Origin of the sequence: Variovorax sp. CF313 (assembly GCF_000282635.1) — a bacterium.
Classification (GTDB): domain Bacteria; phylum Pseudomonadota; class Gammaproteobacteria; order Burkholderiales; family Burkholderiaceae_C; genus Variovorax.
In genome coordinates this window covers 47971-61447 of the sequence record NZ_AKIW01000072.1, presented here as the reverse complement: position 1 = coordinate 61447, position 13477 = coordinate 47971, and the positions used below count along the sequence as shown (strand labels likewise).

Genomic DNA, 13477 nt, shown 5'->3' with positions numbered 1-13477 from the left:
AGGGCTCGCCCCCAGGCTGCGCGCACTTCGTGTCCGCTGCGCCAGCCCCCTACCGGGGGCGACACCTGAGGCCCGGCGAAGCCGGTTCCTCGGTGTCCCTCGCGAAAACCACTTCGCGACCCGTATTACGGCCCTTTCGGCCGCATTTTTACGCTTGAAAAGCTTTAGAGCAGCCCCATGTGGCTGGCTATCGTTTGTTTTCCGGCGCACGCCGGTTCTTTGAAAAATGTCTGACCCGCAACAATCCGCACAGAATTCCCAAATGCTGCAAGGCGAGCCAAGCCCCGAAGAACTGGAGGCAGCGCAAGCCGCCAATGAAGCCGAGGCGCTCGACGCCCTGGCCGTGGCACAAGGCGAGCTCGCTGCCCTGCAGACCAAGAATGCCGAACTGGCCGACCAGTACCTGCGCGCGCAGGCCGACGTGCAGAACGCCCGCCGCCGCGCCGACGACGAGATCACCAAGGCCCGCAAGTTCGCCGTCGAGGCCTTTGCCGAGAGCCTGCTGCCGGTGACCGACAGCCTCGAAGCCGGCCTGGCCGTCAAGGACGCCACGCCCGAACAGATCCGCGAAGGCGCCGAAGCCACGCTGCGCCAGCTCAAGAGCGCGCTCGAACGCAACAAGGTGATCGAAGTAGCCCCCGCGCCCGGCACCAAGTTCGATCCGCACCAGCACCAAGCCATCTCGGTGGTGCCCGCTCCCGAGCAGGAACCCAACACCGTGGTGAGCGTGCTGCAGAAGGGCTACACCATCAACGACCGGGTGCTGCGCCCGGCGCTGGTCACGGTCAGCGCGCCGAAGTAATCGGCGCGGCACACAAGATTCCCACAGGAAATCCCCGCTCCATCCCTTGAATCGAGCTGGGTTATCCACAAGTTCATAACAACATATTTTTCAGGCTTTCAGGAGTAAGAACATGGCAAAGATCATCGGCATCGACCTCGGCACCACCAACTCGTGCGTGTCGATCATGGAAGGCAACACCACGCGTGTGATCGAGAACTCGGAAGGTGCACGCACCACGCCGTCGATCGTCGCTTATCAGGAAGACGGTGAAGTGCTGGTCGGTGCCTCGGCCAAGCGCCAGGCCGTCACCAACCCCAAGAACACGCTGTACGCGATCAAGCGCCTGATCGGCCGCAAGTTCGAGGAAAAGGAAGTCCAGAAGGACATCGACCTGATGCCCTACACCATCGCCAAGGCCGACAACGGCGACGCATGGGTGGAAGTGCGCGGCAAGAAGATCGCCCCGCAGCAAGTCAGCGCCGACATCCTGCGCAAGATGAAGAAGACGGCCGAAGACTACCTCGGCGAAACCGTGACCGAAGCCGTGATCACGGTGCCGGCCTACTTCAACGATGCCCAGCGCCAGGCCACGAAAGACGCCGGCCGCATCGCGGGCCTCGACGTGAAGCGCATCATCAACGAACCCACCGCTGCTGCCCTGGCCTTCGGCCTCGACAAGCAGGACAAGGCCGATCGCAAGATCGCCGTGTATGACCTGGGTGGCGGTACCTTCGACGTGTCGATCATCGAGATCGCCGACGTGGACGGCGAGAAGCAGTTCGAAGTGCTGTCGACCAACGGCGACACCTTCCTGGGCGGCGAAGACTTCGACCAGCGCATCATCGACTACATCATTGCCGAGTTCAAGAAAGAGCAAGGCGTCGACCTGAGCAAGGACGTGCTGGCCCTGCAGCGCCTGAAGGAAGCCGCCGAGAAGGCCAAGATCGAGCTGTCGAACAGCGCGCAGACCGACATCAACCTGCCCTACATCACGGCCGATGCCTCGGGTCCGAAGCACCTGAACATCAAGCTCACCCGCGCCAAGCTGGAAAGCCTGGTCGACGAGCTGGTCGAGCGCACCATCGCGCCCTGCCGCCTGGCCATCAAGGACGCCGGCATCAGCGTGAGCGACATCAACGACGTGATCCTGGTCGGCGGCATGACCCGCATGCCCAAGGTGCAGGAAAAGGTGAAGGCCTTCTTCGGCAAGGAACCGCGCAAGGACGTGAACCCCGACGAAGCCGTGGCCGTCGGCGCCGCCATCCAGGGCCAGGTGCTCTCGGGCGACCGCAAGGACGTGCTGCTGCTCGACGTGACCCCGCTGTCGCTGGGCATCGAGACCATGGGCGGCGTGATGACCAAGATGATCGCCAAGAACACAACGATCCCGACGAAGTTCGCGCAGACCTTCTCGACCGCCGAGGACAACCAGCCGGCCGTGACCATCAAGGTGTTCCAGGGCGAGCGCGACATCGCCGCGGGCAACAAGGCCCTGGGCGAGTTCAACCTCGAAGGCATTCCGCCGGCATCGCGCGGCACGCCGCAGATCGAGGTGAGCTTCGACATCGACGCCAACGGCATCCTGCACGTCGGCGCGAAGGACAAGGGCACCGGCAAGGAAAACAAGATCACCATCAAGGCGAACTCGGGCCTGTCCGAGGACGAGATCCAGAAGATGGTGAAGGACGCCGAACTGAACGCGGCCGACGACAAGAAGAAGCTGGAGATCGTGCAGGCACGCAACCAGGGCGAAGCCATGGTGCACAGCGTGAAGAAGTCGCTGGGCGAACATGGTGCGAGCCTCGAAGCCGCCGAGAAGGACGCGATCGAAGCCGCGATCAAGGACCTGGAAGAAGCCCTCAAGGGCGAAGACAAGTCCGCGATCGAGGCAAAGACCAACACGCTGATGACCGCGAGTCAGAAGCTCGGCGAGAAGATGTATGCCGAATCGCAGGCGGCCGCAGGCGCCTCAGGCGCATCGGGCCCGGCTGGCGCGGAAGCTGCTGCGCATGCGCAGGCCGACGACAACGTGGTCGACGCCGAAGTGAAGGAAGTCAAGAAGGGCTGATCTTCAGTCCATTGACCGAGGCTGGAACACCTGAAAGGGTGCTCCAGCCTTTCTCGCTTCAAGCTGCCCGAGTTCCCGCTGCTCCCCTGATCCGCTGATCGACCTGCCATGGCCACTAAACGCGACTACTACGAAACCCTCGGCGTCCCCAAGAACGCGAGCGAGGATGAAATCAAGAAGGCTTATCGCAAGCTTGCGATGAAGCACCACCCCGACCGCAACCACGGCGACACCTCGAAGGAGGCCGAGGCCAAGTTCAAGGAGGTGAAGGAAGCCTACGAAATGCTGTCCGACGGACAGAAGCGCGCGGCCTACGACCAGTACGGCCATGCCGGCGTCGACCCCAACATGCGCGGCGGACCGGGCGCAGAGGGCTTCGGCGGTTTCGCGGAAGCTTTCGGCGATATCTTCGGCGACGTGTTCGGTGGCGGCGGCCGCGGCCGCACCAGCAGCGGGCGCCAGGTGTTCCGCGGCAGCGACCTGAGCTATGCGATGGAGATCACGCTCGAGGAGGCCGCCGAAGGCAAGACCACCGAGATCCGCATCCCGACCTGGGACGAGTGCGACACCTGCCACGGCTCGGGCGCGAAGCCCGGCACCAAACCCATCACCTGCACCACCTGCCACGGCGCGGGCGCGGTGCAGATGCGCCAGGGCTTCTTCAGCGTGCAGCAGACCTGCCCCACCTGCCATGGCAGCGGCAAGATCATTCCCGAGCCCTGCACCGTGTGCCACGGCCAGGGCAAGATCAAGCGCAACAAGACGCTCGAAGTGAAGATCCGCGCAGGCATCGACGATGGCCAGCGCATGCGCGTGACCGGCAGCGGCGAACCCGGTGTCAACGGCGGCCCGCCGGGCGACCTGTACATCGAGATCCGGCTCAAGAAGCACGAGATCTTCGAGCGCGACGGCGACAACCTGCACTGCGTCGTGCCTGTGAGCATGACCACGGCGGCGCTGGGCGGCGAGATCAACGTGCCCACGCTCAAGGGCGCGGCGGCCATCGACATTCCCGAAGGCACGCAAAGCGGCAAGCAGTTCCGCCTGCGCGGCAAGGGCATCAAGGGCGTGAACTCGAGCTACCCCGGCGACCTGTACTGCCATGTGCGCGTCGAGACGCCCGTGAAGCTCACCGAGCACCAACGCAAGGTGCTGAAAGAACTCGACGAGTCGCTCAGGAAGGGCGGCGACAAGCACAGCCCGACCGACAAGGGCTGGTTCGACAAGGCGAAGGAATTCTTCAGCTGAACCGGACCCGCTTCTTCCGTCCGACATGCGACCCCGGAGACTTCACCTCCGGCGGATGCATCTGACTCCAACAAGGGCCGCTTAGCGGCCCTTTGCAATGTGGGGTCCGCAAGCTGGTGCATCCGACGCTGTGGCGCCCCTTGGCAGGCACATCGGCGGTGCATTCCCGCCCCTTCGCGGGACATGCCGACCTGCACCCAAGCAACTTTCCCACGCCAACACGCGCAAGCCGCCCATCGAAAAGCGGCGCGGGGATTGCTTTTATATTTTTTTTCGATGTGCAATAAACCAAACGACAGATCGCGCGTTATTGCAGGAGACGTCTGATTTTTTTGAGCCCGAGGCTCAATAGACGGTGCTTTTCCGGAGAAAAGGCAAAAACGGACGATGGCCATCCGGCATAGGTGTTTTCACCCGGAGAGAATTAGGAACGCGAGCCTTTGAATTTAACTGAAATCCGAAAAGTAGTTCCTTGTTTTTTGTGGAACTTTACTTGCCGGTGTGGTTCTGAATTTACGAATGATTTGCCAGGTTCAATCTTTGCTTTATGCTGATTGTTAGCAGATTGTAGTAAGGGAGTTTTCCGCGGCATGCAGCCATGGGCAGGCAACCTTCAAGTGTTGCACAAGGCCTTTGCTGCAAGCCATCGGGCCAAAAGCCCACTGACTTGATGGAGGCGTGACCATGGATGTGATCAGCAACTTTGCCGCCCGCTACGAGCGCACCCGCGAGGAAGTCATCTCGCTGCAGGACTACCTGGACATCTGCAAGCGCGATCCCACGGCCTATGCCACCGCGTCGGAGCGCATGCTCAAGGCCATCGGCGATCCCGAGCTGGTTGACACGCGCAACGATCCTCGCCTCTCGCGCATCTTCGCGAACAAGGTCATCAAGATCTATCCGGCGTTCAAGGAGTTCTATGGCATGGAAGACGCCATAGAACAAGTGGTGTCCTATTTCCGCCACGCCGCCCAGGGGCTGGAAGAAAAGAAGCAAATCCTTTACCTGCTGGGTCCGGTCGGTGGCGGCAAGAGTTCGATCGCAGAACGCCTGAAGCAGCTCATGGAGCACGTGCCCTTCTACGCGATTCAGGGCTCGCCGGTCAACGAATCCCCGCTCGGCCTCTTCGACTCGATCGAGGACGGCGAGATCCTTGAAAAGGAATACGGCATTCCCCTCCGTTACTTGAACCGAATTCTCTCGCCCTGGGCCGTCAAGCGGCTCGAGGAATACGGTGGCGACATCCGCCAGTTCAAGGTCGTCAAGCGCTTCCCGTCCGTGCTGCGGCAGATCGCCGTCGCCAAGACCGAGCCGGGCGACGAGAACAACCAGGACATCTCCTCGCTGGTCGGCAAGGTCGACATCCGCAAGCTCGAAACCTATGCCCAGGACGATCCGGACGCGTATGCCTACTCCGGCGGCCTGTGCCTCGCGAACCAGGGCCTGCTGGAGTTCGTGGAAATGTTCAAGGCGCCCATCAAGGTGCTCCACCCGCTGCTGACCGCTACACAGGAAAGCAACTTCAAGGGCACGGAGGGCTTCGGCGCCATCCCGTTCGACGGCATCGTGCTTGCGCACAGCAACGAGAGCGAGTGGAAGGCCTTCCGCAACAACAAGAACAACGAGGCTTTCCTCGATCGCATCTACATCGTCAAGGTGCCGTACTGCCTGCGCGCCTCGGAAGAAATCAAGATCTACGAGAAGCTGGTGCGCAACTCGTCGCTGGCCCAGGCGCCTTGCGCCCCTGGAACGCTGCGCATGATGGCCCAGCTCTCGGTGCTCACGCGCCTGAAGGAGCCCGAGAACTCCAGCACCTTCAGCAAGATGCAGGTATACGACGGCGAGAACCTCAAGGACACCGACCCCAAGGCCAAGTCGATCCAGGAGTACCGCGACTACGCGGGCGTCGACGAGGGCATGAGCGGCGTCTCCACGCGCTTCGCGTTCAAGATCATCTCGAAGGTGTTCAACTTCGACAGTTCCGAAGTGGCCGCGAATCCGGTGCACCTGATGTACGTGCTCGAACAGCAGATCGAGCGCGAGCAGTTCGCGCCGGAGGTCGAGCAGAAGTACATCAGCTACATCAAGGAGTTGCTGGCGCCGCGCTATGCCGAGTTCATAGGCAAGGAGATCCAGACTGCCTACCTCGAGAGCTACAGCGAGTATGGCCAGAACATCTTCGACCGCTACGTGACCTACGCCGACTACTGGATCCAGGACCAGGAGTTCCGCGACGTGGACACCGGCGAAGTTTTCGACCGCGCATCGCTCAATGCCGAACTCGAGAAGATCGAGCGGCCGGCAGGCATCGGCAACCCGAAGGACTTCCGCAACGAGATCGTCAACTTCGTACTTCGCGCGCGGGCTGGCAACGCAGGGCGCAACCCGGCGTGGACCAGCTACGAAAAACTGCGCTCGGTGATCGAGAAGAAGATGTTCTCCAACACCGAGGAGCTTCTGCCGGTGATCAGCTTCAACACCAAGAGCAGCGCCGACGAGCAGAAGAAGCACGAAGACTTCGTGACCCGCATGGTCGAGAAGGGCTATACGGCCAAGCAGGTCCGCCTGCTCTGCGAGTGGTACCTGCGGGTGCGCAAGAGTTCATAACGACGACCCTTCGTTCGTCCTCTTTTTGCAAGGAGCTCTGAAACCATCGTGGCCATCCTGCAGCAGATCATCGACCGCCGGCTATCGGGCAAGAACAAGTCCATTGGCAACCGCGAGCGCTTCCTCCGGCGCTACAAGGGGCAGATCCAGGAAGCGGTGAGGCGCGCCGTCAGCGGCCGCAACATCCGCGAACTGGAGCAAGGCGAAGATGTGACCCTGCCGCGCCACGACGTGTCCGAACCGGTGTTCGGGCATGCGCGCGGCGGCGACCGCGAATACGTGCATCCGGGCAACCAGGAGTACCTGAAGGGCGACCGCATCAAGCGCCCCGAAGGAGGAAGCAGCAGCGGCTCCGGCAGCGGCGAGGCCGGCGACAGCGGCGAAGGCGAGGACGACTTCGTCTTCCGCCTGACGCGCGAAGAGTTCATGCGCGTGTTCTTCGACGACCTCGCACTGCCGCACCTCATCCGCACGCAGATCGCCGACGTGCCCGAGTGGAAGAGCCACCGGGCCGGCTTCACGAGCGACGGCTCGCCCAACAACCTGCACGTGGTGCGCTCGATGCGCGGCGCGCTCGCCCGCCGCATCGCGCTGGGCGGCGAGCCTCGCAAGGAGCTCAAGCGCCTCGAAGCGCACCTCGAACACCTGAAGCAGCACCCGCAGGCCGACCAGGCGCTCATCCAGAAGGAAATACGCGAGACCGAAGAGCAGATTGCCGAACTGCGCCGCACCATGCGGCACGTGCCCTACATCGATCCCATCGACCTGCGCTACCGCAACCGCGTGAAGACGCCCGTGCCCAGCGCCAAGGCCGTGATGTTCTGCCTGATGGACGTGTCGGGCTCGATGGACGAGGCGCGCAAGGACATGGCCAAGCGCTTCTTCATGCTGCTCTACATGTTTCTCACGCGGCACTACGAGACCATCGACCTGGTGTTCCTGCGTCATCACACGCAGGCGCAAGAGGTGACGGAAGAAGAGTTCTTCCACGCCACGGAAACCGGCGGCACCGTGGTGTCGAGCGCACTGGTGCTGATGGACGAGATCATCAAGGCACGCTATCCGAGTGGCGAGTGGAACGTGTACGGCGCGCAGGCCAGCGACGGCGACAACTGGCACCAGGACAGCGGCCGCTGCCGCGAGCTGCTGGTCAACGACATCCTGCCCGTGGTGCGCTATTACGCCTACGTGCAGGTGGCCGAGACCGAGCAGAACCTGTGGCAGGAATACCAGCAGCTCGAGGGCGTCGAGCCCAACTTTGCGATGCGCAAGGTGTCGGACGCGCAAGACATCTACCCTGTGTTCCGCGACCTGTTCAAGAAGGAAGGGGTGGCATCATGATCACCGAACGAGCGCTCGACCGCCTGCCCAGCCCTTCCGACTGGACCTTCGAACTCATCGAGACCTACCACACCGAGATCGCCCTTACCGCCAAGGGCTACGGCCTCGACGTGTACCCGAACCAGCTCGAAGTCATCACCGCCGAGCAGATGATGGACGCCTACGCCAGCGTGGGCATGCCCATGATCTACCGCCACTGGTCGTACGGCAAACAGTTCATCTCGACCGAGAAGAACTACAAGCGCGGCCACATGGGGTTGGCCTACGAGATCGTCATCAACTCCGATCCGTGCATCGCCTACCTGATGGAAGAGAACACCATGGCCATGCAGGCCCTGGTGATCGCGCATGCGGCCTACGGCCACAACAGCTTCTTCAAGGGCAACTACCTGTTCCGGATGTGGACCGACGCCTCATCCATCATCGATTACCTGGTCTATGCGCGGCACTACATCGCCGAGTGCGAGGAGCGCCACGGTCTCGATGCGGTGGAAGAACTGCTCGACTCCTGCCATGCGCTGATGAACTACGGCGTCGACCGCTATCGCCGTCCGCAGAAGCGTTCGCTGGCGCAGGAAAGCATCCAGCGCGCCGACCGCGAACGCCACATGCAGCAGCAGGTGAACGACCTCTGGCGCACGCTGCCCCGGCGGGCCGAGCAAGCGGCCGAGTCCGATGCAGCGCGGCGCTTTCCGTCGGAGCCGCAGGAGAACCTGCTCTACTTCATCGAGAAGAACGCCGCGCTGCTCGAACCCTGGCAGCGCGAGGTGGTGCGCATCGTGCGCAAGATCGCACAGTACTTCTATCCGCAGCGCCAGACGCAGGTCATGAACGAAGGCTGGGCCACTTTCTGGCACTACACGCTGCTCAACACCATGTACGACCGCGGCCAGCTGGCGGACGGCTTCATGATGGAGTGGCTCAGCTCGCACACGGGCGTGATCTTCCAGCCGCCGGTGGGCCACCGCGCCTACAGCGGCATCAACCCCTATGCCCTCGGCTTCGCGATGATGACCGACCTGCGCCGCGTGTGCGAGAAGCCGACCGAGGAAGACCGCCGCTGGTTCCCCGATTTCGCGGGCACCGACTGGGTCAAGACGCTCGACTACGCGATGCGCAACTTCAAGGACGAGAGCTTCATCGGCCAGTTCCTGAGCCCGAAGACGATGCGCGACTTCCGCCTGTTCTCGATCCGCGACTACCAGAGCGAGGCCGAGCTCGAGGTGTCCGCCATCCACGACGACAGCGGCTACCACGCGTTGCGCGAATCGCTCTCACGCCAGTACGACATCAGCAGCCGCGAGCCCGACATCCAGGTGTGGAGCGTGGCCACGCGCGGCGACCGCTCGCTGACGCTGCGCCACACGCAGCGCAACAACCTGCCTCTGCACGACGGGGCGGAAGAAGTGCTGAAGCACGTCGCCCGGCTCTGGGGTTTCGACGTGCACCTGGAAAGCATCGACAGCGCCGGGCGCATCAGCCGCAGCTGGAAGGCCGCGGCGCCCAAGCAGCAGTATTGAGCCCCCCTTGCAGGGGGCAGCACCAGCGGCCCGGCAAAGCCGGTTCCGCGGTGTTCCGCGAAAACTCCCCTCAGGGAACCAAGGCCGCGATGGCAAGCGTGTAGCCCTTCACGCCCAGCCCCACGATGATCCCGCGCGCCGCAGGCGAGATGTACGACTTGTGGCGAAACTCCTCGCGCGCATGCACGTTCGAGATGTGCAGTTCGATCAGCGGCACGCTCGCGCCCTTGATCGCATCGTGCAGCGCGATCGAGGTGTGGGTGTAGGCACCGGGGTTCATCACCACGCCGAGCATGTTGCCGGCAGCAACTTCACGGCCGGCTTCCTGGATCCAGTCGACCAGCACGCCTTCGTGGTTCGACTGGCGGCATTCGATCTCGACGCCGAGCTTCGCGCCCGTGTCCTTGCACAGGCGCTCGACATCGGCCAGCGTGTCGCGTCCGTACTGTTCGGGCTCGCGAGTGCCGAGCAGGTTGAGATTGGGGCCGTTGAGGACGAGTATTTTCTTCATGATGGATGAGGCGTCAGGCGACCTCCATTATGGTCTCGCTACCGCCCGGGGCGGCCTGGCCGCGGACGAGCCGACGTAGTAGTTGTACGAATCGATGTCGACCACGCAGCGCGCCATGAGATCGACGAACGCCCGCAGCTTCTGTCCCATGTAGCGCTGCCGCTGGAAGGCGCAGTAGATGCGCCGCGGCTCCGGCTGCCATTGCGGCAGCACCGGCACCAGCACGCCCTGCGCCACTTCGGGCCGGGCGAAAAAGGCTGGCAGCAACGCGATGCCGAAGCCGTCGATGCAGAAGGTCTTCATCACCCAGTGGTCGTTGGTCTCGAAAGCCGGCTCCGGGCGAAACGCATAGCTGTCCGACGCGCCAGACACCAGCAGCACCTGCGACGGCCCCGAGCCCTCCTTCATCACGATCGACCGATGACGCAGCAGCTCGTCGGGCGCCTGTGGCATGCCTTGGCGCTCAAGATACTGCGGGCTTGCATAGAGGCCGTAGTTCAGGCGCCCAAGCAGCTTGGCAACAAGGTTCGGCACATCAGGCGGCTCCGAGCAGACATAGCAGTCCACCTCGCCGATCTGCGGCGCGTTCAGGCGACTCGCCACGTCGAGATGGCAGCGTACGTTGGGGTGCGATTCGAGGAACAGCTTCACCACATGGCAGACGAAGGAGGTGCTGAACTGGGTATCGGACAGCAGCGACAGGCTGCCCGAGACGCCGGCCGTGATCTCCTGGATTTCGGTGCACGCCGTTTCCAGCCGGCCCGTCACCTCGTCGAGCAGGCCTTCGCAGCGCGCGAAGAACGCGCGCCCCGCCTCGGTCGGCGTGACGCTGCGCGAACTGCGCATCAGCAGTTGCGCACCCAGCAGTTCCTCCAGCCGCGTGAGCTGCCGGCTCAGCGTGGCCTTGGACACACCCGACAGGCTCTCGGCCTTCGTCAGGCTGCCGCTCTGCACGACGAGCACGAAGGCTTCGATCAGCGCGAGATCGATGCGGCTCATGCGGGCCAGCGTTTCAGGAATGAAAAGTAGCGTCTCGGCATTTGGCTTTCATCAAGGGAACAGAAACGGTAGGTTCGGTGCTTGCTGGCGGCACACCGAATGCTATGCCATCCCCACCGAGCCCCGAGCTCCCACGACCGGAGAAAACCCCATGCGCAGCTCCACCCGACGTACCCTGCTTTCAACCGGGGCAGCATGACGAATCCACACGCTTTCACCTGGCATCCAGTGGCGCCCTCCGCCGGCGTGCGCCCCGGCGCCAACATCGTCGCCGGCTTCGCGGAGGGCCAGGAACTCGCGCTCTGGCGCTCGGCCGACGGCGCCGCCCAGGCGTGGGAAAACCGGTGCCCGCACCGAAGCGTGCGCTTCACGCTCGGCCAGGTGATCGAAAACCGCCTCTCCTGCGCTTACCACGGCTGGCAGTACGCCGCGGGCAGCGGACAGTGCACCCACATTCCGGCCCACCCGGCCATGCAGGCGCCGCGCAACGTCTGCGCCAAGGTGTTCGCCGCGGTGGATGCCGCGGGCATGCTGTGGGTCAACCTTGCGCAAGATATTTCCGCCGCACCGCCGTCGCTGGCCGGCGCCGTACCGGCCGGCTGGCACTTCTGCCGTACGCTGACCGTCCGCGCCGGCACGCAGGCCGCGCGCGAAGCCCTCGCACGGCAGGGCTTCGCAACCGACGCTGGGTCGGGTGCCTGGCAAGGCACGCTCAGCGAGGTGAAGACCGTCTCGCTGCTGCTCGAAGCGCAGCCCCGGCTCACCTTCGTCCACCTGTGGACGGAGGCCGCCCCCGGCTCCAGCGCGATGAAGACGCTGCACGCAGCCGCGCGGAATCTGCGCTCCGAGATCGAAGCACAACCACAAGGCTGAAGGAACCACCATGCCCTTCGTCACAGACGATTCCAACATGCTCGACGACTGGCTGGTCGTCGGGCCTGCCGCGCCCATGCCCCGGACGACCCGCCTGCTGGGCGAAACCGTGCAACTCCGCACTGATGCCGATGGCGCGCCTCACTGCTGCCTTGGCGACCGGCCGCTCGCCGTGCAGTCGCGCTACGGCTATCTCTGGGTCTGCCCGAGCGGCCGCCCCGCGCGTCCCCTCTTCGAGTTTCCGGAATACGCCGAGCCCGGCCGCCGCATCGTCGACTGCGGCGGCATCGGCGTGGCGGTGTCGGGCCTGCGCGTGATCGAGAACTTTCTCGACATGGCGCACTTTCCCTTCGTGCACGCCGACTACCTCGGCAAGGTGCCACACACCGAGGTGGCGCAATACGAGGTGCAGGTCGATCCCGGCAGCGGTGAGATCTGGGCCACCGACTGCCGCTTCTGGCAGCCGCGCGCCTCTGCCGCGCACGATTCGGGCAGCGAGGTGCTCTACAAGTACCGTGTGATGCAGCCCTTCTCGGCCATGCTCTACAAATCGAGCTTTCGCGCGGGCGAACTCGACGCCATCGGCCTCTTCCTGCAGCCCATCGACGACGAACACGTGATCGCCCACACCGTCCTCGCCTGCTACGACGAAGACTCCACCAATGCCGAGCTCATCGCCTTCCAGCACACCATCTTCGGCCAGGACAAGCCGATCCTCGAGAACCACGCCTTCAAGCGCATGCCGCTCGAAGGCCGCGCCGAGACACCGACGCGCGGCGACACCTCCTCCGTCACCTACCGGCGCTGGCTGCGCGAGCGCGGCATGCGCTTCGGCGTGAGGGCTGCGGCATGACGACAACGATCAAGCTCTACGACTACCCGCTGTCGGGCAACTGCTTCAAGGTGCGGCAGATGCTGGCTTGGCTGGGCATCGCGTACGACACGGTGCCAGTCGATTTCTTTCCGGGACGCGAGCACAAATCCGCCGCGTTCATTGCAAACGTCAACCCGCTCGGCCAGCTCCCGGTGCTCGATGACGACGGCTTCCTGCTGCGCGATGCGCAAGCCATCCTGGTGTACCTCGCAAGCTTCTACGACACGCAAGGCCGGTGGTATCCCGGCGACGCGAAGCTGCGCGGCCAGATCGCGATGTGGCTCGCCACCGCCGACGAGATCACGCGCACGGCATCGGCCGCGCGGCTGCACGATGCGCTCGGCTACCACAACCTCGACATCGAGGCCTGCCGCAGCGGCGCGCGCGCGGTGTTCCGCGTGCTCGACGACCATCTCGCCGAACAGGCGAGCGCCGGCCTGCACTGGCTGGCCTCGGCGCCCGGTCCGACCATTGCCGACCTTGCCTGCTTCCCGTATGTCGCGCTCGCTGGCGAGGGCGGCATTTCGCTCGACGAATTCCCCGCGCTGAGAGACTGGGTCTGGAATGTTCGCCACCTGCCCGGGTTTATCGGCATGTCGGGTATCTTCCCTGCCGGCCCTGCCTGAGTATCCTTAACGTTTTTTGCTTCTCC

11 protein-coding genes are annotated in these 13477 nt (G+C 63.8%); 9 read left to right on the top strand and 2 right to left on the bottom strand.

Features of this window, described 5'->3' with window-relative positions; translation table 11 throughout:
• Positions 1-226 precede the first annotated feature (226 nt).
• The 6 genes from grpE to PMI12_RS17650 all read left to right on the top strand — a co-directional run bounded on the left by grpE (position 227) and on the right by PMI12_RS17650 (position 9568).
• Positions 227-802 carry a nucleotide exchange factor GrpE gene (grpE, locus tag PMI12_RS17675; RefSeq protein ID WP_081502666.1) on the top strand — a complete coding sequence of 192 codons (576 nt, stop codon included), beginning with the start codon at positions 227-229 and terminating at the stop codon, positions 800-802.
• A gap of 112 nt (positions 803-914) precedes the next feature.
• Positions 915-2852: a molecular chaperone DnaK gene (gene dnaK, locus PMI12_RS17670; RefSeq protein WP_007835137.1), complete on the top strand. Its 1938-nt coding sequence runs from the start codon at positions 915-917 to the stop codon at positions 2850-2852.
• Positions 2853-2960: 108 nt separating this feature from the next.
• Positions 2961-4100 (top strand): molecular chaperone DnaJ, encoded by a 1140-nt coding sequence (dnaJ, locus tag PMI12_RS17665; protein WP_007835135.1) that lies wholly within the window; start codon positions 2961-2963, stop codon positions 4098-4100.
• Positions 4101-4784: 684 nt separating this feature from the next.
• Positions 4785-6707, top strand: coding sequence for a PrkA family serine protein kinase (locus tag PMI12_RS17660; protein WP_007835134.1), 1923 nt, complete (start codon positions 4785-4787; stop codon positions 6705-6707).
• 48 nt (positions 6708-6755) lie between these two features.
• On the top strand, positions 6756-8048 hold the full coding sequence (locus tag PMI12_RS17655) for a YeaH/YhbH family protein (protein ID WP_007835132.1): 1293 nt from the start codon (positions 6756-6758) through the stop codon (positions 8046-8048).
• Positions 8045-9568, top strand: coding sequence for a SpoVR family protein (locus PMI12_RS17650; RefSeq protein WP_007835130.1), 1524 nt, complete (start codon positions 8045-8047; stop codon positions 9566-9568). The genes PMI12_RS17655 and PMI12_RS17650 overlap by 4 nt, the downstream gene beginning before the upstream one ends.
• Before the next feature lie 70 nt (positions 9569-9638).
• Here the strand turns inward: PMI12_RS17650 and aroQ are convergent, their stop codons facing one another.
• Positions 9639-10079, bottom strand: a complete 441-nt coding sequence (gene aroQ / locus PMI12_RS17645) for a type II 3-dehydroquinate dehydratase (RefSeq protein ID WP_007835124.1) — start codon at positions 10077-10079, stop codon at positions 9639-9641.
• Positions 10080-10106: 27 nt separating this feature from the next.
• Positions 10107-11078, bottom strand: coding sequence for a LysR family transcriptional regulator (locus tag PMI12_RS17640; protein ID WP_007835122.1), 972 nt, complete (start codon positions 11076-11078; stop codon positions 10107-10109).
• Between the two features lie 195 nt (positions 11079-11273).
• On the opposite strand from PMI12_RS17640, the gene PMI12_RS27845 reads away from it, so the two are divergent.
• From PMI12_RS27845 to PMI12_RS17625, 3 genes are read left to right on the top strand one after another with little or no spacing between them, the layout of a single operon-like run.
• Positions 11274-11951, top strand: coding sequence for a Rieske 2Fe-2S domain-containing protein (locus tag PMI12_RS27845; RefSeq protein WP_007835121.1), 678 nt, complete (start codon positions 11274-11276; stop codon positions 11949-11951).
• Positions 11952-11961: 10 nt separating this feature from the next.
• Positions 11962-12804, top strand: a complete 843-nt coding sequence (locus PMI12_RS17630; protein ID WP_007835119.1) for an aromatic ring-hydroxylating oxygenase subunit alpha — start codon at positions 11962-11964, stop codon at positions 12802-12804.
• Complete coding sequence (locus tag PMI12_RS17625) at positions 12801-13451, top strand: glutathione S-transferase family protein (RefSeq protein ID WP_007835118.1); 651 nt, start codon at positions 12801-12803, stop codon at positions 13449-13451. The genes PMI12_RS17630 and PMI12_RS17625 overlap by 4 nt, the downstream gene beginning before the upstream one ends.
• Positions 13452-13477: the final 26 nt, after the last annotated feature.